Source organism: Ruegeria pomeroyi DSS-3, from assembly GCF_000011965.2.
In the GTDB taxonomy this organism is placed as follows: domain Bacteria; phylum Pseudomonadota; class Alphaproteobacteria; order Rhodobacterales; family Rhodobacteraceae; genus Ruegeria_B; species Ruegeria_B pomeroyi.
Window position 1 is genome coordinate 1,655,605 of record NC_003911.12, and the last position, 19,566, is coordinate 1,675,170.

A 19,566-nucleotide genomic window follows, 5' to 3' on the forward strand; every position below is an offset into this window, starting at 1 on the left:
CGGAAGGCCCGGACCGCCGCCGTTCGCAGGCTTGTCGTGTCAGTTGCCGGCAATTTGGCGGGCCTTTTCCACCAGCACCTCGGCCTGACGGATCGAGGCATAGTCGATCAGCCGCCCATCGAGCGAGACCGCGCCCTTGCCAGCGGCCTCGGCCTCGGCCATCGCCTCCAGAATGCGGCGCGCCTTGGTGACCTCGGCCTCAGACGGGCTCATCACCTCGTTGGCCAGCGCGATCTGGCTGGGGTGGATGGCCCATTTGCCTTCGCAGCCCAGCACCGCGGCCCGCTTGGCGGCGGCGCGATAGCCCTCGGGGTCCTGGAAATCGCCAAACGGCCCGTCGATCGGGCGCAGCCCGTTGGCGCGGGCGGCGACCACCATGCGGGCCAGGGCATAATGCCACATGTCGCCCCAATGCACCGCGCGGCTGCCATCCTCCAGCGGGTCGGTCAGCACCGAGTAATCCGGGTTCACCCCGCCGATGATCGTGGTGCGTGCCCGCGTCGAAGCGGCATAATCGGCCACGCCGAAATGCAGGCTTTCGTTGCGTTTCGAGGCGCCGGCGATCTCGGTCACGTTCTGCATGCCCAGCGCGGTCTCGATGATATGTTCGAAACCGATCCGTTTCTTGTAGCCCTTGGCGTCTTCGATCTGGGTCACCATCATGTCGACCGCATAGACATCGGCCGCCGTGCCGACCTTGGGAATCATGATCAGATCCAGCCGTTCGCCGGCCTGTTCGACCACATCGACCACGTCGCGATACATGTAATGCGTGTCCAGCCCGTTGATGCGGACCGACATGGTCTTGGTGCCCCAATCGAGGTCGTTCAGGGCCTTGATGATGTTCTTGCGCGCCTGTTCCTTCTCGTCGGGCGCGACCGCGTCCTCGAGATCCAGAAAGATGACGTCGACATCGGATTGTGCCGCTTTTTCAAACATTTGCGGCTGCGAGCCGGGCACGGCCAGTTCCGAGCGGTTGAGCCGTGCGGGGGCTTGTTCGATGGGGTGGAAGGACATGGGAAAGGACCCTTTTCTGCGTGTCTGAGGGATGTGTCCCTTTCAGCCATTGGCAAAAATAGATTTCCTGTCAATTAAAAAATTTGCATCCCAGTGTATACCGAGTGCGTGGGCAGACCTCTCCCCGCTCAGCCCTTTGCCTGTGCAGAGTAGTAGAAAGCGATGGCCTGCGCGCGGTTCTTTACCGACAGTTTGTCGAATACATTCGACAGGTGGAACTTGACCGTGTTGGTCGAGATGCCCAGTCGCGCGGCCAGTTGTTTGTTGGTCAGCCCCTCGGCCAGCGCCTCGAGCAAGAGCCGTTCCTTGCGCGACAGCGTGCTGATCGGATCGGCGCGCAATTCGCGCACGTCGAGGAAGGGAAACACCATCTTGCCCTCGGCCACGTCCAGGCAGGTCTGCACCAGTTTGTCGATCGGCGCCGAGCGCGAGACAAAGGCCGCCGCCCCCACCGCCATGGCGCGGCGCGGCAGGCCCGGGTCCTGGTCGTGGCCATAGATGACGACGCGGGGCGCGCGCTCTTGCGCACGCAACACCTCGGTCAGTTTCTCTGCCCCCAGCGCGGGCAGGTTCCAGTCGATCACCCCAACCTGGATCGGCACCCGCATCGCCATGCCCAGAAACCCCTCGGCGGTGGCGGTGGTGGCGACCAAAGAGAATCGCGGATCGCGCTCGAACACCTCGGACATGGCCGACAGCACCAGCGGATTGCCGTCCCCCAGCATGATTTCGATCCGTGGCATGATTTGCTATCCTTCTGATCACAAAGGCGGAAATCGAATTTCCTACCCAATCGGGTAGTGTCTTTTTCAGCATACACTGGGATACATACCAAAATGGGTAGGTTTCTACCCACCCTATTGGGTGCCCAAAAGCAGGAGTATCGGACGTTTTTTCACCGGGCAAGAGATTTTATCACTGTGGGTAATCCGACCGGCCCCGCTGGCCCGGCCCAATCTCAAGGAGCCCACATGTCCGCTGACACGCTGTTTCCCAAACTCGACATTCCGGCCACCATCGCGGCGGGCCCTGGCCCCGGCAATACCGATGCCCGCGTGCTTGCCGCCTTCAGCGGTGCGGGTCTGGCCGATCACATGCATGGCGACGTCCTGCGCGGCATGGTCGAATGCAAGCTGATGCTGCGCCGGATCTGGGGCACCGACAACATCCACACATTCGGTGTCGCCGGCACCGGCTGGAGCGGGCTGGACGTGATGTTCAGCGCAGTGATGCCGGGCGACAAGGTGGTGGTGTTCACCAACGGCACCTTCTCGGGCATCGACGGGCTGACCGTCCGCATGAAAGCCGCCACCGCCGAGGAGCTGGCCGCCAATCCACTCGACCCGCGCCCCGCCTCGGTTGTGATCGTCGATATCCCGCATGGCCAGTCGGTCACCGGCGAGATCGTCGAGACCGCCCTGGCCGAGCACAAGCCGAAATGGGCGGCCATGGCCCATTGGGAGACCGGCTCGGGCCGGATCAACGACATTGCCGGGTTCAGCGCCGCCTGTGAACGCCATGACGTGATGGGCCTGGTCGACGCCGTGTCGTCACTGGGGGTCGAGGATTTCCGGATCGACGATTTCCCGGGCGTGCATGGCTGGGCGTCCTGCCCGCAAAAGGGCATCTGCTGCCTGCCGCTGACCTATGCGCCGGTGTCCTTCACCGACCGCTATATCCAGACGCTGCGCGCCACCGGTACCCGCAGCTTTGTGCATCACCCGATCCTCGAGGCGCGCCACTGGGGCGTCATTGAGGGCAAGGATGTGGACAAGGGCACCTATCACCGCACCCATTCCGCCTATGCGGTCGCCGCCTTTCACGAGGCGCTGCGCATCACCCTGCAACAGGGTGTGGCCAACCGGGCCAAGGACTATGCCTATCACGAGGCGGCGCTGCGCCGCGCGGTCGAGGCGCTGGGATGCGAGGTCACCTCGAACATGACCTCGCTGGTGGTGCTGAACCTGCCGGGCGACCTGCGCGGCCGCGAGATGGAGCTGGTGCAGAACTGCCGCGCCCGCAACTTCGGTATCTGGCCGACCCTGTCGGCGCCGGTACAGGTGCGCATCGGCATCCTGAACCTGCTCAGCCGTGCCGCAGTCACCGATATCGTGACCCGCTTTGCCGAAGCGATCCGCGAATTGGGCGGGGCAGGCGACGAGGCCACGGCGCTGGCCGCACTGGACGCACATTACGACAACGCGATCGCGGCGGAGTAACCCCGCGCGCCCCCTTTCCATGGTCGAGGAGGAGAGACCTCATGGACATTCACGAATATCAGGCCAAGGAAATCCTGGCGAATTTCGGGGTCGACATTCCCCCCGGCGCGCTGGCCTACAGCCCCGAACAGGCCGCGTATCGCGCCCGCGAGATCGGCGGTGACCGCTGGGTGGTCAAGGCCCAGGTACATGCCGGGGGCCGTGGCAAGGCGGGCGGCGTCAAGGTCTGCTCCAGCGATGCCGAGATTCAGGAGACCTGCGAGAACCTGTTCGGCCGCAAGCTGGTCACCCATCAGACCGGCCCCGAGGGCAAGGGCATCTATCGCGTCTATGTCGAGGGCGCGGTGCCGATCGAGCGCGAGATCTATCTGGGCTTCGTGCTCGACCGCAGCTCGCAACGGGTGATGATCGTCGCCTCGGCCGAGGGTGGCATGGAGATCGAGGAGATCTCGGCCGAGAAGCCCGACAGCATCGTGCGCGCCACGGTGGAACCGGCGGTGGGTCTGCAGGATTTCCAGTGCCGCCAGATCGCCTTCAAGCTGGGCATCGACCCGGCGCTGACCGCGCGCATGGTGCGCACGCTTCAGGGCTGCTATCAGGCGTTCAGCGAATATGACGCCACCATGGTCGAGATCAACCCGCTGGTGATCACCGGCGACAACCGCATCCTTGCGCTCGATGCCAAGATGACCTTTGACGACAACGCCCTGTTCCGTCACCCCCATATCAGCGAGCTGCGCGACAAGAGCCAGGAAGACCCGCGCGAAAGCCGCGCCGCCGACCGGGGCCTGTCCTATGTCGGGCTCGACGGCAATATCGGCTGCATCGTCAACGGGGCCGGTCTGGCCATGGCGACCATGGACACGATCAAGCTGGCCGGGGGCGAGCCTGCCAACTTCCTCGATATCGGCGGCGGCGCCACGCCCGAACGGGTGGCCAAGGCGTTCCGGCTGGTGATGTCGGACAGCAATGTGCAGGCGGTGCTGGTCAACATCTTTGCCGGCATCAACCGCTGCGACTGGGTCGCCGAGGGCGTCGTGCAGGCGCTGAAAGAGGTGCAGGTCGAAGTGCCGGTCATCGTCCGCCTGGCGGGCACCAATGTGGAAGAGGGGCAGAAGATCCTGGCCAAGTCCGGCCTGCCGATCATCCGCGCCCGCACCCTGATGGAGGCCGCCGAACGCGCGGTGGGCGCCTGGCAGAACGATCTTTCCGAAAACACCATTGTGAGGGCTGTGCAATGAGCATCTTCATCGACAGGGAAACGCCGGTCATCGTGCAGGGCATCACCGGCAAGATGGCGCGCTTTCACACCGCCGACATGATCGCCTATGGCACCAATGTCGTGGGCGGTGTGGTGCCCGGCAAGGGCGGCCAGACAGTCGAGGGCGTGCCGGTTTTCGACACCGTCGAAGAGGCGGTCGAGCGCACCGGCGCCGAGGCGAGCCTGGTCTTTGTGCCGCCGCCCTTTGCCGCCGACAGCATCATGGAGGCCGCCGATGCAGGCATCCGGTATTGCGTCTGCATCACCGACGGCATCCCGGCCCAGGACATGATCCGGGTCAAGCGTTACATGTACCGTTACCCGCGCGAGCGCCGCATGGTGCTGACCGGCCCCAACTGCGCCGGCACCATCAGCCCCGGCAAGGCGCTGTTGGGGATCATGCCTGGCCATATCTATCTGCCCGGGCCCGTGGGCATCATCGGCCGCTCGGGCACGCTGGGATATGAGGCCGCCGCCCAGCTCAAGGAACACGGCATCGGTGTCTCGACCTCGGTCGGTATCGGTGGCGACCCGATCAACGGCTCGTCCTTCAAGGACATCCTGCACCGGTTCGAGCAGGATGACGAAACCCATGTCATCTGCATGATCGGTGAGATCGGCGGCCCGCAAGAGGCCGAGGCCGCGGCCTATATCCGCGACCATGTGTCGAAACCGGTGATCGCCTATGTGGCGGGTCTGACCGCACCCAAGGGCCGCACCATGGGCCATGCCGGCGCGATCATCTCGGCATTCGGCGAGAGCGCCTCGGAAAAGGTCGAGATCCTCACCGCCGCCGGTGTCACCGTGGCGCCCAACCCGGCGGTGATCGGCGACACCATCGCCAGGGTCATGAGGGAGGCGGCGTGATGAACATGCCGGTTATCATGAACAGCAAGCCCCGCGTTCTGGTCACCCGCCGCTGGCCCGCCGCCGTCGAGGCGCAGCTGGCCGAACGGTTCGACACACAGTTCAACCGCACCGATACCCCGCTGACCAGTGCCGAGTTCCGCTCGGCCCTGGCCCGGTTCGATGCGATCCTGCCCACGGTCACCGACAAGCTGGGGGCCGAGGCGCTGGATGTGACCGCGCCGCAAACCCGGCTGCTGGCCAATTACGGCGTGGGGTACAGCCATATCGACTCCGACGCGGTGCGCGCCCATGGCATCACCGTGTCCAACACCCCCGACGTGCTGTCGGAATGCACCGCCGATATCGCCATGACGCTGATGCTGATGGTGGCGCGCCGCGCGGGCGAGGGCGAGCGCGAGCTGCGCGCCGGCCAGTGGACCGGCTGGCGCCCGACCCATCTGGTGGGCTCCAAGGTCTCGGGCAAGGTGCTGGGCATCGTCGGTTTCGGCCGCATCGGTCAGGCCATGGCCCAGCGTGCCCATCACGGGTTCGGCATGAAAATCCTGGTGCAGAACCGCTCGGCGGTGCCGCAGGATGTTCTGGATCGCTATGGCGCCACCCAGGTCGAGACGCTCGACGCGATGCTGCCGCAATGCGACTTCGTTTCGCTGCACTGCCCTGGTGGCGCGGCCAACCGGCACCTGATCAACAGCCGCCGGCTGGACCTGATGAAGCCCGATGCATTCCTGATCAACACCGCGCGTGGCGAGGTGGTGGACGAGCATGCGCTGGCGCAGGCGCTGATGTTCGACTGTATCGGCGGCGCCGCGCTGGATGTCTTCGACGGTGAACCACGCATCGCGCCGGTGCTGCTCGATTGCGACAATCTGGTGATGCTGCCGCATCTGGGCAGCGCCACCCGTGAAACGCGCGAGGCGATGGGCATGCGGGTACTCGACAATCTGGTCGACTATTTCGAGGGGCGCGACCCGCGCGACAAGGTGCTTTGATGCCGGCGGCGGCGGAAACCGCGCCCTCTGCGGATGCGACGGTCTATGCCGCCGAGGTGCATGCGCGCCTGCGCTTGGCCTGGTTGCGGGTGCTGCGGCGGCGTGCGCCCGTCGTGGCGCGCGCGATCGAGGGCGGGGCCGAATTCTGGGACGCGGCGGCCTATGCCGAACATCTTCAGGCCGCGACGATCTGGTTTCACCTGCAACAGATCATGGACGAGAATCTGGCCATCCGCGAGGCGCGCCAGGCCGAACGCAGCGGTGCCGCTCGCGACGTGCCGGGCAGTTTCGCCCGCGCGCTGGCCGATGCCGACCCCGATGCCCGGCGCGAGATGCGGCGCCTCTTGGCCGAGGCGAAGCTGTCCGTCGGCCCCACCATCACCGCCCATCCGACCGAGGCCAAACGGGTCTCGGTCATGGAAATTCACCGGCGCATCTATCGCCATCTGGTGCAGTTCGAATCCCGCCGCTGGAGTCCTCAGGAAGAGACCCGGCTGGAACAGCGGCTCGAGATGGAGATCGACCTTCTCTGGCTCACCGGCGAGCTGCGGATGGAGCGCCCGAGCCTGGCGGCGGAAATCGACTGGGGCCTGCAATTCTATCGCACCAGCCTGATCGCGGCGGTGCCCCGGCTGTATGAACGCTATCGCAGCGCCGTCGAGGCCGAATTCGGCCCCGGCTTTCCCGGCACCGCCTGCCTGAAGTTCCACTCGTGGATCGGAGGCGACCGCGACGGCAACCCCAATGTCACCGCCCAGGTGACACGCCTGGCGCTGGAACGCTCACGCGACATGATGCGCGGCGTCTATGTCACGGCGCTGGACGAGATCGTGCAGCGGCTGAGCCTGTCGGACCGGCTGGTGCCTGTGCCGCCCGCCGAACGCGCCGCGCTCGAGCGGATCGTGACCCGGCGCGCGGATGACCCGGCGGCCTGCGCCCAACGCAACCCCAACGAGCTGTTCCGCCAGGCCGCCGCCGCCATCGCCCAGTCGGTCGAGGGCAGCCGTTACGCCCATGTCGCCGATTTCATCGCCGATCTGGAAACGCTGGACCGGGGGCTGCAAGCCATCGACGCCGGTCTGTTGGCCGATCTGCTGGTGCGACCGCTGATCTGGCAGGTCAATGTCTTTGGCTTCCGCGCCCATACCCTTGATATCCGCCAGAATTCCGAAGTGGTGACCCGCGCGCTGCACGATCTGTGGCAGGTCACGGGCGAGGCCCCCGAACCGCTGTCGCCCGCCTGGTCGGCGCGGCTGCGGGCCGAGCTGGGCAAACCCGATCTGCCTTATGTGAACCGCGCGCGCCTTGGCCCCGAGGCGGCGGAGCTGATGGCCCTGCTGGAGCTGATGCGCGAGATACGCACCGGTGCCGACCCGCAGGCGATCGGCCCCTTCATCCTGTCGATGACACGCTCGGCCGACGATCTTCTGGCGGTCTATCTGCTGGCGCGCTATGCCGGCTTTGGCGCCGAGCGCTTGCCGCTCAAGGTGGTGCCGCTGTTCGAGACCATCGAGGATCTGCGCGCCGCCCCCGCCATCCTGCGCGATGTGCTGGAGGTGCCTGTCGCCGCCCGCAGCCTGCGTGACGGATCGGGCCAGATCGAGATCATGCTGGGCTATTCCGACAGCAACAAGGATGGCGGTTTCCTCTGTTCCACCTGGTCGCTGGACCGGGCGCAGCGGGCGATCACCCGGGCGCTGGCGCGCAGCGGGCTGAAACCTGTCTTCTTTCACGGGCGCGGCGGCTCGGTCAGCCGGGGCGGGGCACCCACCGAACGCGCCATTGCCGCCCAGCCACGCGGCACGCTGAACGGCACCCTGCGCCTGACCGAACAGGGCGAGGTGGTGACCGCCAAATACGCCAATACCGGCACCGCTGCGGCGCAGCTGGAGCTGCTGGCCTCGTCGGTGCTGCGACACAGCGCCCAGCCCGCCTTCGAGGCGGTCGATCCCGAGGCCGAGGACGTGATGGAGACGCTGTCGAGCCTCAGCCAGACCCGGTATCAGACGCTGCTGCAACACCCGGCCTTTCTGGACTATTTCAACCAGGCCAGCCCGGTGAACGAGCTGGCGCTGCTGCGCATCGGCTCACGCCCGGCCCGGCGCTTCGGGGCGCAATCGCTGGCGGACCTGCGCGCGATCCCCTGGGTGTTTGCCTGGAGCCAGAACCGCCACATGATCAGCAGCTGGTACGGGTTCGGCAGCGCGGTCGAGGATTTCTGCACCGTGCGCGGCGAGCGTGGCCGCGCGCAGTTGCGCCGGCTGTTCGAGCGGGTGCCGCTGTTCCGGCTGATCGTGGACGAGGTCGAGAAATCGCTGGTTCTGGCCCGGCTCGACATTGCCGAGGGCTATGCCGCGCTGGTGTCGGACCGGGCCGGGGCTGAGGCGATCTTTGCCCGGATCGGCGCCGAGCATGGGTGCAGCCGCCAGGCCATCGAAATGCTGACGGGGCAGGGGAATGGGGTGCGCTTTCCCAACTTCCTAGGACGGGTGGCTCGCAATGACGCGACGCTGCGCGCCGCTCATGCCGCCCAGATCGGCCTGTTGGGAGCGCTGCGCGCCGATCCGGGGCAAGACCGCCGCATCCGCCTGATGCAAACCATGAACTGTATCTCGGCCGGCCTTGGCTGGACGGGATGACCCCCCGCAATTTTCAGGAGCTGTCATGAACGCGAGCCACCAGGATACCGGATTTTTCACAGAGGCGCTTTCGGAGCGTGATCCCGAGCTGTTCGGGGCGATCACGTCCGAGCTGGGGCGTCAGCGCGACGAGATCGAGCTGATCGCGTCGGAAAACATCGTTTCCGCCGCCGTGATGCAGGCGCAGGGCTCGGTGATGACCAACAAATACGCCGAAGGCTACCCCGGCCGGCGCTATTACGGCGGCTGCCAGTATGTCGACATCGCCGAGAACCTGGCGATCGAGCGGGCCAAGCAGCTGTTTGGCTGCGGCTTTGCCAATGTGCAGCCCAACTCGGGCAGCCAGGCCAACCAGGGCGTGTTCCAGGCGCTGATCAAGCCGGGCGACACCATCCTGGGCATGAGCCTGGACGCGGGCGGCCACCTGACCCATGGCGCCGCGCCCAACCAGTCGGGCAAATGGTTCAACGCGGTGCAATACGGCGTGCGCCAGCAGGACAACCTGCTGGATTACGACCAGGTCGAGGCGCTGGCCAAGGAGCACCGGCCCAAGCTGATCATCGCCGGCGGCTCGGCGATTCCGCGCCAGATCGATTTTGCCCGGATGCGGGAGATTGCGGATATGGTCGGGGCCTACCTCCATGTCGATATGGCGCATTTCGCCGGTCTGGTTGCGGCGGGCGAGCACCCGAGCCCGTTTCCGCACGCGCATGTGGCCACCACGACCACGCACAAGACCCTGCGCGGGCCCCGTGGCGGTATGATCCTCACCAATGATGAAGATATCGCTAAGAAGGTGAATTCGGCGATCTTTCCCGGTATCCAGGGCGGCCCGCTGATGCATGTGATCGCGGCCAAGGCGGTGGCCTTTGGCGAGGCGCTGCGCCCTGAATTCAAGACGTATATTCAACAGGTTATCGCCAATGCCCAAGCGCTGAGCGACCAGTTGATCAAGGGCGGTCTGGACACGGTGACCCATGGCACCGACACCCATGTGGTGCTGGTCGACCTGCGCCCCAAGGGGGTCAAGGGCAACGCCACCGAAAAGGCTCTGGGGCGCGCGCATATCACCTGCAACAAGAACGGCGTGCCGTTTGATCCGGAAAAGCCGACGGTGACCAGCGGCATCCGCCTGGGCAGCCCCGCGGGCACCACGCGCGGCTTTGCCGAGACCGAATTCCGCCAGATCGCCGACTGGATCATCGAGGTGGTCGATGGCCTGGCCGCCAATGGCGAAGACGCCAACGAGGCCGTCGAGGACAAGGTCAAAGCCCAGGTCGCAGCCCTCTGCGCAAAATTCCCTATCTATCCAAACCTTTGACTCCGCAATGAAAAGGGCCGCTGCGCACTTGCAGCGGCCCGATCCTTGGCACCCTTGATATCGCTCAGATATCGAGGGTGTTTTCCTTTTCCCAGCGACTGAAATGGGTCACGAAGGAATTCCATTCCTGCATCTTCATCTTGATGTAGGAGGCCGAGAACTCATCTCCCATGCTCTTCTTCAGCTCCTTGTCGCGGTCGAACTCGCGGATCGCGTCCAGCATGTTGAGGGGCAGTTTCGGCGCGCCGCGCACCTTGTGGCCCTCGGCATACATGTCGATGTCCCAGCGCTTGCCCGGATCGGCCTTTGAGTGGATACCGCTGAGGCCGGCGGCGATGATCACCGCCTGCAGCAGATAGGGGTTCACCGCGCCGTCGGGCAGGCGCAGCTCGAACCGGCCGGGGCCGGGGACGCGCACCATATGGGTGCGGTTGTTGCCGGTCCATGTCACCGTGTTGGGTGCCCAGGTCGCGCCCGACATGGTGCGCGGCGCGTTGATCCGCTTGTAGCTGTTCACCGTCGGGTTGGTGATCGCGGCCAGCGCGCTGGCATGTTTCATGATGCCGCCCAGGAAATGCTTGCCGCGCTCGGACAGGCCCACCTCGCCGGTGGGGCCGTCACCGGCACCGGCAAAGACGTTGACCTTTGACGCCGCCCCCGGCGCATCCCAGACCGAGATATGCGCGTGGCAGCCGTTGCCGGTCAGCCCCTCGATCGGTTTGGGCATGAAGGTGGCGCGGAACCCGTGTTTCTCGGCCACCGATTTGGTCATGAACTTGAAGAAGCTGTGCTTGTCCGCCGTCGACAGGGCGTCGTCGAATTCCCAGTTCATCTCGAACTGGCCGTTGGCGTCCTCGTGGTCGTTCTGATAGGGGCCCCAGCCCAGCTCCAGCATATAGTCGCAGATCTCGCGCACCACGTCATAGCGGCGCATCACCGCCTGCTGGTCGTAACAGGGTTTGGCGGCGGTATCGAACGGGTCGCTGATCTGGTCACCCTCGGGGGTCAGCAGAAAGAACTCGGCCTCGATGCCGGTCTTGACATGCATGCCCTCGGCGGCGGCCTCGGCGATCAGGCGGCGCAGCACGTTGCGCGGGGCCTGGGCGACGTCGGCGCCCTCCATCACGCAATTGCCGGCGACCCAGGCGACCTCGGGTTTCCAGGGCAGCTGGATCACCGACGAGGGATCGGGCACCGCCAGCATGTCGGGATGCGCCGGAGTCATGTCCAGCCAGGTGGCAAAGCCCGCAAATCCCGCACCGTCTTCCTGCATGTCGGCGATGGCCTGGGCGGGCACCAGCTTGGCCCGCTGACCGCCGAACAGGTCGGTGAAGGAGATCATGAAATACTTGACGCCTTTGTCCTTGGCGAATTTGGCCAGATCAATGGTCATTCTTATCGTCCCTGTTGTCGTCTGTTTTTGAATTGGAAAGGGCGCGGGATGGCCCCGCGCCCCGGTTTCACTCTCAGAACCCTGCGCCGGTCTTGCCGGGCCACCACTCGGTGCCGGCAAGGGGGACGCGGGCCATGGCGGCCGCCTCCATGGTCAGCGCGCACAGATCCTCGGGTTCGAGATTGTGCAGGTTGTTATGGCCGCAGGCCCGTGCGATGGTTTGCGCCTCGAGGGTCATGACGTTGAGATAGTTGCGCAGGCGCCGCCCGGCATCCACCGGGTCGAGCCGGGCCTGAAGCACCGGATCCTGTGTGGTGATCCCGGCGGGGTCCAGCCCCTCGTGCCAGTCGTCATAGGCGCCGGTGGTGGTGCCCAGCTTCTGATACTCGGCCTCCCATTTCGGGTCGTTGTCCCCCAGCGCGATCAGGGCGGCGGTGCCGATGGCGACCGCGTCGGCCCCCAGCGCCATTGCCTTGGCGACGTCGGCGCCGGTGCGGATGCCGCCCGAGACGATCAGCTGCACCTCGCGATGCACGCCCAGATCCTGCAGCGCCTGCACGGCGGGGCGGATACAGGCCAGCGTCGGCAGGCCCACATGTTCGATGAACACGTCCTGGGTGGCGGCGGTGCCGCCCTGCATGCCGTCCAGAACCACCACATCGGCCCCCGCCTTGACCGCCAGCGCGGTGTCGTAATAGGGGCGGGTGCCGCCGACCTTGACATAGATCGGCTTTTCCCAGGCGGTGATTTCGCGCAGCTCGAGGATCTTGATCTCCAGGTCGTCGGGGCCGGTCCAGTCGGGGTGGCGACAGGCCGAGCGCTGGTCGATCCCCTTGGGCAGGTTGCGCATCTCGGCGACGCGGTCGCTGATCTTCTGACCCAGCAGCATGCCGCCGCCGCCGGGCTTGGCGCCCTGGCCGACCACGACCTCGATGGCGTCGGCCTTGCGCAGGTCGTCGGGGTTCATGCCATAGCGCGAGGGCAGGTACTGATAAACCAGCTTGGTGGAATGGCCGCGTTCCTCGGGGGTCATGCCGCCGTCACCGGTGGTGGTCGAGGTGCCGGCCTCGGACGCGCCGCGCCCCAGCGCCTCCTTGGCGGGGCCGGAGAGCGCGCCAAAGGACATGCCCGCGATGGTGATCGGGATATCCAGCTCGATCGGTTTCTTGGCAAAGCGCGTGCCCAGCGTCACCCTTGTGTCGCAACGCTCGCGATAACCCTCGAGCGGGTAGCGGCTGATCGAGGCGCCCAGGAACAGCAGATCGTCGAAATGCGGCACCCGGCGTTTCGCCCCGCCACCGCGGATATCATAGATGCCGGTGGCCGCGGCGCGGCGGATCTCGGCGTTGATCGGGTTGGAAAAGGTTGCCGACTGGATCGGCACCGTCCGCGGGGGAGCGTTTTCCTTGTTGTCTTTCACGGTCATGACTCCCTCAATACGCGTTGTCGACTTTGAAATTATAGAGCTGGCGGGCAGAGCCGTAGCGCTTGAACTCTTCGGGTTTGGCATCGCAGCCGCCACGCGCCAGCAGGTCGCGCAGCAGCTCGATATGTTCGGGGCGCATCTCCTTTTCGATGCAGTCGGCGCCCAGCGACTTGACCGAGCCGCGCACGAACAGACGCGCCTCGTAGATCGAGTCGCCCAGCGCGTCGCCGGCATCGCCGCAAACGACCAGATTGCCCGACTGCGCCATGAAGGCCGACATGTGGCCGACATTGCCATGCACCACGATGTCGATGCCCTTCATCGAGATGCCGCAGCGCGAGCTGGCATTGCCCTTGATCACCAGCGTGCCGCCATGGCCGGTGGCCCCGGCATACTGGCTGGCATCGCCGTCGATCACCACGGTGCCCGACATCATGTTCTCGGCCACGCCGGGCCCGGCCGAGCCATGCACATGTACGGTGGCCTGCTTGTTCATGCCCGCGCAGTAGTAACCGGTCGATCCCATCACCTTGACCTCGATGGGCGCATCCAGCCCCACGGCGATGGCATGGCTGCCGCGCGGGTTCACGATGGTCCATTCGGTTTGGTTGGTCTCGTCCGACTGCGCTTGCAGCGTTGCGTTCAGGCCGCGCAGGCCGTCGGCTGCCAGGTCGTAAGTCTGCATTTACGCGGCCTTTCCGGTTGGGGTTGCGGTGTCGCCATGAGTCCAGAAATAGACGGTGGCGGGTTCGGGTTCCCAGACGCGGGCCTGTTCGATGCCGGGCAGGTTGACCAGCGCGCGGTATTCCGAGCCGAAGGCCACATACTGATCGGTCTCGGCCATCACCGCCGGTTTGCAGGCGATCGGGTCGCGGACCACGCCGAAGCCGTCGCGGGTGCCCACGACGAAGTTGAAGAAGCCGTCCAGATCCTCCAGCGACTTTTCCAGCGCCTCACCCAGGGTGGCGCCGGTCTGCATCTTCCAGGTCAGATAGGCGGCGGCGACCTCGGTATCGTTCAGGGTCTCGATATGGATACCCTCGCGGCGCAGCTTGCGGCGCAGCGAATTGTGGTTGGAGAGCGAGCCGTTATGCACCAGGCACTGGTCCGAGCCGGTGTTGAACGGGTGCGCGCCCAGCGTGGTGACCGCCGATTCCGTGGCCATGCGGGTATGTCCGATACCATGGGTGCCGGTCATCGAGGCGATGTCGAAACGCGCGGCCACATCCCGGGGCAGGCCGACCTCTTTATAGATTTCCAGCGAGTCGCCAAAGGACATGACCCGCACATCGGGGGCGACCTCGCGCAGCTGGCGGCGCAGGGCCTCGGCGGTGCCATGGGGCACGCTCAGCACCGCATGGGTGTCGCGCCGGCTCAGCGAGACCGGGCCACCCACCATCGGCTGCACCTTTTCGGCCAGATCGGCAAAGTCCCGGTCGGGATTTTCCGATTGCACCGTGACCTTGGACACGGTGGGCGAGGGCTCGCCATAGATCGCGATGCCGGCGCTGTCGGGGCCCCGGTCGGTCATGGTGATCAGCATGTCAGTGAGCAGGACGCCCAGCTGAGATTCTAGCGATTTGTCCTTCAGGAACAGTCCAACAATTCCGCACATTTCGGCGACGCTCCAAGATTGTGATTCTGCCTGTCTTCCAGGCTCTGTCAGCAGGCTAGCACCGGAAAACCAAAGCCGCAACTGCTGTGAAACAAATTTCACTGATAGGCAAGGCGTGCGTGAGCACGCCTTGCCGGGATCGCTCTAGTAGCGTTCGACGCTTTTCTGGATGCGCTCATGGTCCAGCGCCCGTTTCTTGGCGTTTTCCAGATGTGCGTTCTCGCGCACGAACTGGATGCGGTGCCAGCCGATCCAGAACAGCACCCCGATCACGGTCATCGCGACCTCCCAGCCCTGAAAGGGATAGATGGCGCCCACTTCGGCCAGATCGACGGCCCAGCTTTCATATCCGATTGTCGACATATCCTGTTCTCCTTATTCCGCAGGCGACACTTTGGAGGCCAGATAGGCCTTGTCGGCTTCGATGATGGCTTCCTTGGCGTCCTCGTAGGCGTGGTGTTCGGCGTAATCGAGGCCTTCAAGCTCCACTTCCTCGGGGATGCGCAGCACGCCCGCGGCGGCCTGCATCTTGGCCACCACAAAGGCGGGCAGGAAACCGAGACCGAAGAACATGATCAGCGCGCCGATGAACTGGCCGACCGGGTTGATGGTGGCATACCCTTCGTAAGGCGACGAAGGTGCGCCCCACAGGACAAAGCCCGCGATGATCAGGCCGATGAACCCGGCATAACCATGCACGGCCACCGCGCCCACCGCATCGTCCAGCTTGAAGCGGCGTTCGACCCAGTAATGCAGGCGATAGACGATCACCACGCCGATGGCGGCAATGATCATGGCCTGGATCGGGTGGTAGAGGTCATTGCCGGCAGAGGCGGTGATCACCCCGGCCAGACCGCCCGAGAAGGTCCAGAACGCATCGCCCTTGGACACCACATAGGCCGCCATCAACCCGCCCGAGAGCGACATCAGGAAGTTGAAGGTGATGCCCGACAGCGACGTCGGTGCCAGATAGATGTTGGTCGCCGTCCAGGTGGTGCCGGTGATCTGGCCGCCGATCGCCTCGGGCGAGATCGCGGGCACGTTGCACGCGGCATAAAAGCCCCAGAACCCGGTATAGATCAGGAAGATCCCGATGGTCAGCATCCAGGGGTTATGCGGCGGGATGTCCCGCGGCGTGCCATCGGGGGCGAATTTGCCGATCCGCGGTCCCAGAACCATGATGACCCCCAGCGCATAACCGCCGGCGATGGCGTGAATCACGCCCGAGGCATAGGCGTCGTGATAGCCCAGATACTGGACCATCCAGCCGCCATAGTGCCAGCCCCAGGCCGCGTCGATGATCCACCAGACCGAACCGATCAGCACCGCATGCACCCAAAGCGCCGAGGACCGGATGCGTTCGATCACCGCGCCCGAGACGATCGAAGCAGCCGTCCACGAGAACAGCAGGAAGGCGGCCCAGAACACGCCGGTGATTCGGTCGGCGGCGTTTGGCCCCATGGTCTCGGCCCAGGGCAGGTTGGCGGCACCCGCTTCGGTGTTCAGCCCGCCAAAGAAGGGGAACATCGGGAAGGCCCAATAGATCCACCAGCCAAAGAAGAAGAAGGTGACGGTGACCAGCGGGATCACCATCACGTTTTTCATTAACGTGTGCATATGGTTGCGCCGACGGCTGGCGCCGACCTCGTACATGCAGAACCCGACGTGAATCAGGAACATGAACACGACCGTCACCCAGTAGTAGAACTCGGTAAACACCGTCGTCAGTGCGTTAAGATTTCCATCCATTTCTGTCTCCCCGGTTGGATAACTCTGACTGCTGCGAAAGTTTTTTTCCTAAAAGGGAAGCTCTCGATTATGCTATGTGTCAACAAATTTAACTGAGGCTCAAATTTTTTGCAGGTGCAGAAACTCGACCTGCTCAGCGATTGAGCAAATATTCCCGGTAGGAAATTTTTTTTACGTTTGTGTTGATTTTTATCCGCACATGGGTCTGAATGATGCAAACCGAACAGATCAGGGAGTCACAGAGATGGCGATCATCTACAGAACCTCCGCGCTTGCGCAGCGCCATGCCGAAATCGGCGGCGAGTTGGAGGATTGGAACGGCATGGGAACCGCGTGGTTCTATGACCACACCGACGAGCGGGCCAAGGCCGATTACGAGGCGGTCCGCACCAAGGCCGGGCTGATGGATGTGTCGGGCCTGAAGAAGATCCACCTGAGCGGCCCGCATGCCGCCGCCGTGATCGACCGTGCCACCACCCGCAACGTGGACAAGCTGATGCCGGGCCGGGCGGTCTATGCCTGCATGCTGGACGATCGCGGCCTGTTCATCGACGATTGTGTGATTTACCGGCTGTCGGTGAACAACTGGATGCTGGTGCATGGCACCGGCACCGGTCATGAAAGCCTGGCGATGGCCGCCTATGGCAAGAATGTCTCGATGATTTTTGACGACGACCTGCACGACATGTCGCTGCAGGGGCCGGTCGCGGTGGATTTCCTGGCCAAGCACGTGCCCGGCATCCGCGATCTGGCCTATTTCGGCATCATCCAGACCAAGCTGTTCGGCAAACCGGTGATGATCTCGCGCACCGGCTATACCGGCGAACGCGGATACGAGATCTTTTGCGAGGGGCGCCATGCCATCGCGCTTTGGGATGCGATCCTGGAGGATGGCAAGGACATGGGCATCGTCCCGGTGCAGTTCTCGACCCTCGATCTGCTGCGTACCGAAAGTTATCTGTTGTTCTATCCCGGCGACAATTCCGAGACCTATCCCTTTGCCGACGACACCTGCGGCGACTCGCTGTGGGAGCTTGGGCTGGAATTCACCGTCTCGCCCGGCAAGATCGGGTTCCGGGGCGCGGAAAACCACTATGCCCGCAAGGGCAAGGAGCGGTTCAAGATCTACGGCGTCAAGCTCGAGGGCACCACGCCTGCCGACATGGGCGCGCCGCTGCTCAAGGATGGCGAGGTCGTGGGCGTCGTCACCTTTGGCATGAATTCGGACCTGAACGGCCATAACGTGGGCATCGCGCGCATGCCGGTTGACTGCGCGGTGCCGGGCACCAAACTGACCGTGCGCAACGAGGATGGCACGGAAATCGCCTGCGTCGCCGAAGAGATGCCTTTCTACGACAAGGACAAGTCCATCCGCGCCGCCAAGGGCTGAGGATCACCGGGCAGGCGCCCCCGGAGGCGGGGCGCCTGTTCTTCTTGCGATCGGACCAACAAGGAGACAGCGACGGGATGTCCAAATTTCAGTTTCCACCAAGTATCGCCAGCCGCCCGGTCTATGGCACGCTGGAGCCGCGGCCGGGCAAGGCGCATCTGATGATCGCCGATGCCGAGGGCGCCGAGGCGCTGCTGGATCTGGCGGCCCGCGATGCCGCCCTGTTTGCCACCGCCCATATCATCTTTATCCCCAAGGGCACCGGCGAGACCTATGTCGAGCGGCTGCGCGCGCTGGGACCGGCGCAATTCTATGTGGGGCCAAGCTATGCTGCGTCGGTTCAGCGGATCCGCCGGGTGCTGTCGGATGCCCATATGGGGCTCCAGGTCTATCTGGCCGGAACCGAGGGGCTGATGGGGCAGGCCCAGAACGAGGCGATGCAGGCGGGCATTCCCCATGGCGCGATCCAGACCGAGCATCGCGGCTCGGTCGCGCGGCGGATGCAATGCGTGCATTGCAAGGGCATCACCGAGGATGTGACCACCGATCCCTTTGTCTGTTCCCATTGCGGGCTGAACCTGTTTGTGCGCGATCACTATTCGCGCCGTCTGGCCGCCTTTCAGGGGGTGTGCATCGACGCCGAGGATCCCGGCAATGTCCCCGAACCCGTGGAGCTTTACAAATGAGTGCAGCCCCCCAGAAAGCCAAGGCAGGCGCCGAAAAGATCGAGGTCACCGTCAGCGCCGTCGTGCCGCTCAACCCGCTGGTCACCCGGTTCGAATTCACCCGCCGCGATGGCCAGCCGTTTCCGCCCTTTTCCGCCGGTGCCCATACCGTTGTCGAGATGCGCGATGGCGAGCGGACCCGGCTGAACCCCTATTCGCTGATGTCCGATCCGGGCGATAATAGCATCTATGCGATCTCGGTACGCCGCGACGACCAGGGCAGGGGCGGCTCGCTGTTCCTGCACAACAAGGTCAAGGTCGGCGACCCGATGACCATCACCTTTCCGGTGAACCTGTTCCCGCTGGATCTGCGCGGGCGCAAGCATGTGTTCCTGGCCGGCGGCATCGGCATCACGCCGTTCCTGGCGATGATCGCGCATCTGGAACGGATGGGCGGCGCCTGGGAGCTGCATTACTCCTGCCGCTCGCGAGAGCTGGGCACCTATGTGGACGAGCTGACCTATAAGCATCCCAACAAGGTGCATGTCTATTTCGACGATCAGGATCAGGCCATCGGGCTTGAGGATCTGCTGGATGGCCAGCCGCTGGGCACCCATGTCTATGTCTGCGGTCCCAAGGGCATGATCGACTGGGTCCATGCCACCGCCGCGGCGCATGGCTGGCCCGACGAGAACGTGCATTCCGAGGAGTTCCTGGCCCCGCAGCCCGGCAAACCGTTTGAGGTGCGCCTGTGCAAATCCGACATCACCATCCAGGTGGGCGAACATGAAAGCCTGCTCGAGGCGATGGAACGCTGTGGCGTCGACGCGCCCTTCCTGTGCCGGGGCGGCGCCTGTGGCCAATGCGAAACCGATGTGGTCGACTCCGATGGCGACTTCGTTCATCGCGACCACTGGCTGGACGATGACGAACACGCCAGCGGGAAAAAGATCATGCCCTGCGTCAGCCGGTTCGTGGGCAAAACCCTCGTGCTGGACCGGTAGAGGAGACC

General features: G+C 64.6%; 17 protein-coding genes. 9 read left to right on the top strand and 8 right to left on the bottom strand.

Translation table 11 applies throughout. From position 1 onward, the window contains the following. Positions 1-39 precede the first annotated feature (39 nt). A complete protein-coding gene (locus SPO_RS07965) occupies positions 40-1,017 on the bottom strand; it encodes an HpcH/HpaI aldolase/citrate lyase family protein (protein WP_011047302.1) in 978 nt (325 codons plus the stop codon). A 128-nt stretch (positions 1,018-1,145) separates the two neighbouring features. Continuing rightward, entirely contained in the window at positions 1,146-1,760 is a 615-nt protein-coding gene (locus SPO_RS07970) for a response regulator transcription factor (RefSeq protein WP_011047303.1), read from the bottom strand. A gap of 228 nt (positions 1,761-1,988) precedes the next feature. On the opposite strand from SPO_RS07970, the gene SPO_RS07975 reads away from it, so the two are divergent. The 6 genes from SPO_RS07975 to glyA are packed head-to-tail and all read left to right on the top strand — an operon-like array spanning position 1,989 to position 10,316. Further along, positions 1,989-3,236 carry an aminotransferase class V-fold PLP-dependent enzyme gene (locus SPO_RS07975; RefSeq protein ID WP_011047304.1) on the top strand — a complete coding sequence of 416 codons (1,248 nt, stop codon included), beginning with the start codon at positions 1,989-1,991 and terminating at the stop codon, positions 3,234-3,236. Positions 3,237-3,277: 41 nt separating this feature from the next. Further along, complete coding sequence (locus SPO_RS07980; RefSeq protein WP_011047305.1) at positions 3,278-4,477, top strand: malate--CoA ligase subunit beta; 1,200 nt, start codon at positions 3,278-3,280, stop codon at positions 4,475-4,477. Continuing rightward, the gene (gene sucD, locus SPO_RS07985; protein ID WP_011047306.1) at positions 4,474-5,364 is read left to right on the top strand and encodes a succinate--CoA ligase subunit alpha; all 891 of its coding nucleotides are present in this window, start codon (positions 4,474-4,476) and stop codon (positions 5,362-5,364) included. The genes SPO_RS07980 and sucD overlap by 4 nt, the downstream gene beginning before the upstream one ends. A gap of 17 nt (positions 5,365-5,381) precedes the next feature. Continuing rightward, a complete protein-coding gene (locus SPO_RS07990) occupies positions 5,382-6,356 on the top strand; it encodes a 2-hydroxyacid dehydrogenase (protein ID WP_044029164.1) in 975 nt (324 codons plus the stop codon). Then, positions 6,356-8,995 carry a phosphoenolpyruvate carboxylase gene (locus tag SPO_RS07995; protein ID WP_011047308.1) on the top strand — a complete coding sequence of 880 codons (2,640 nt, stop codon included), beginning with the start codon at positions 6,356-6,358 and terminating at the stop codon, positions 8,993-8,995. Before SPO_RS07990 ends, SPO_RS07995 begins: the two co-directional genes overlap by 1 nt. A 25-nt stretch (positions 8,996-9,020) precedes the next feature. Further along, a complete protein-coding gene (glyA, locus tag SPO_RS08000) occupies positions 9,021-10,316 on the top strand; it encodes a serine hydroxymethyltransferase (RefSeq protein WP_011047309.1) in 1,296 nt (431 codons plus the stop codon). Positions 10,317-10,380: 64 nt separating this feature from the next. On the opposite strand, the gene glnT is transcribed toward glyA, so the two are convergent. The 6 genes from glnT to SPO_RS08030 all read right to left on the bottom strand — a co-directional run bounded on the left by glnT (position 10,381) and on the right by SPO_RS08030 (position 16,499). Continuing rightward, positions 10,381-11,709, bottom strand: a complete 1,329-nt coding sequence (gene glnT / locus SPO_RS08005) for a type III glutamate--ammonia ligase (RefSeq protein WP_011047310.1) — start codon at positions 11,707-11,709, stop codon at positions 10,381-10,383. Positions 11,710-11,782: 73 nt separating this feature from the next. Then, positions 11,783-13,135 (bottom strand): FMN-binding glutamate synthase family protein, encoded by a 1,353-nt coding sequence (locus tag SPO_RS08010; RefSeq protein WP_011047311.1) that lies wholly within the window; start codon positions 13,133-13,135, stop codon positions 11,783-11,785. 7 nt (positions 13,136-13,142) lie between these two features. Further along, entirely contained in the window at positions 13,143-13,820 is a 678-nt protein-coding gene (locus SPO_RS08015; RefSeq protein WP_011047312.1) for a GXGXG domain-containing protein, read from the bottom strand. Continuing rightward, positions 13,821-14,750, bottom strand: coding sequence for a class II glutamine amidotransferase (locus SPO_RS08020; protein ID WP_011047313.1), 930 nt, complete (start codon positions 14,748-14,750; stop codon positions 13,821-13,823). Positions 14,751-14,894: 144 nt separating this feature from the next. Continuing rightward, positions 14,895-15,113, bottom strand: coding sequence for a hypothetical protein (locus SPO_RS08025; protein WP_011047314.1), 219 nt, complete (start codon positions 15,111-15,113; stop codon positions 14,895-14,897). A gap of 12 nt (positions 15,114-15,125) precedes the next feature. Continuing rightward, positions 15,126-16,499: an ammonium transporter gene (locus tag SPO_RS08030; protein ID WP_011047315.1), complete on the bottom strand. Its 1,374-nt coding sequence runs from the start codon at positions 16,497-16,499 to the stop codon at positions 15,126-15,128. 244 nt (positions 16,500-16,743) lie between these two features. Here SPO_RS08030 and SPO_RS08035 point away from each other — a divergent pair, with 244 nt between their 5' ends. The 3 genes from SPO_RS08035 to SPO_RS08045 are packed head-to-tail and all read left to right on the top strand — an operon-like array spanning position 16,744 to position 19,558. Next, positions 16,744-17,889, top strand: a complete 1,146-nt coding sequence (locus tag SPO_RS08035; protein WP_011047316.1) for an aminomethyltransferase family protein — start codon at positions 16,744-16,746, stop codon at positions 17,887-17,889. Between the two features lie 44 nt (positions 17,890-17,933). After that, a complete protein-coding gene (gene dmmA, locus SPO_RS08040) occupies positions 17,934-18,575 on the top strand; it encodes a dimethylamine monooxygenase subunit DmmA (protein WP_011047317.1) in 642 nt (213 codons plus the stop codon). Next, positions 18,572-19,558, top strand: coding sequence for a PDR/VanB family oxidoreductase (locus SPO_RS08045; protein WP_011047318.1), 987 nt, complete (start codon positions 18,572-18,574; stop codon positions 19,556-19,558). Before dmmA ends, SPO_RS08045 begins: the two co-directional genes overlap by 4 nt. Positions 19,559-19,566: the final 8 nt, after the last annotated feature.

Coding starts and splice junctions, on each gene's coding strand:
- SPO_RS08030 (WP_011047315.1), bottom strand. CDS start 16,499: ATGGATGGAAATCTTAACGCACTGACGACGGTGTTTACCGAGTTCTAC.
- sucD (WP_011047306.1), top strand. CDS start 4,474: ATGAGCATCTTCATCGACAGGGAAACGCCGGTCATCGTGCAGGGCATC.
- SPO_RS07995 (WP_011047308.1), top strand. CDS start 6,356: ATGCCGGCGGCGGCGGAAACCGCGCCCTCTGCGGATGCGACGGTCTAT.
- SPO_RS07990 (WP_044029164.1), top strand. CDS start 5,382: ATGAACAGCAAGCCCCGCGTTCTGGTCACCCGCCGCTGGCCCGCCGCC.
- SPO_RS08015 (WP_011047312.1), bottom strand. CDS start 13,820: ATGCAGACTTACGACCTGGCAGCCGACGGCCTGCGCGGCCTGAACGCA.
- SPO_RS07965 (WP_011047302.1), bottom strand. CDS start 1,017: ATGTCCTTCCACCCCATCGAACAAGCCCCCGCACGGCTCAACCGCTCG.
- glnT (WP_011047310.1), bottom strand. CDS start 11,709: ATGACCATTGATCTGGCCAAATTCGCCAAGGACAAAGGCGTCAAGTAT.
- SPO_RS08035 (WP_011047316.1), top strand. CDS start 16,744: ATGGCGATCATCTACAGAACCTCCGCGCTTGCGCAGCGCCATGCCGAA.
- SPO_RS07980 (WP_011047305.1), top strand. CDS start 3,278: ATGGACATTCACGAATATCAGGCCAAGGAAATCCTGGCGAATTTCGGG.
- SPO_RS07970 (WP_011047303.1), bottom strand. CDS start 1,760: ATGCCACGGATCGAAATCATGCTGGGGGACGGCAATCCGCTGGTGCTG.
- SPO_RS07975 (WP_011047304.1), top strand. CDS start 1,989: ATGTCCGCTGACACGCTGTTTCCCAAACTCGACATTCCGGCCACCATC.
- SPO_RS08020 (WP_011047313.1), bottom strand. CDS start 14,750: ATGTGCGGAATTGTTGGACTGTTCCTGAAGGACAAATCGCTAGAATCT.
- glyA (WP_011047309.1), top strand. CDS start 9,021: ATGAACGCGAGCCACCAGGATACCGGATTTTTCACAGAGGCGCTTTCG.
- SPO_RS08045 (WP_011047318.1), top strand. CDS start 18,572: ATGAGTGCAGCCCCCCAGAAAGCCAAGGCAGGCGCCGAAAAGATCGAG.
- SPO_RS08010 (WP_011047311.1), bottom strand. CDS start 13,135: ATGACCGTGAAAGACAACAAGGAAAACGCTCCCCCGCGGACGGTGCCG.
- SPO_RS08025 (WP_011047314.1), bottom strand. CDS start 15,113: ATGTCGACAATCGGATATGAAAGCTGGGCCGTCGATCTGGCCGAAGTG.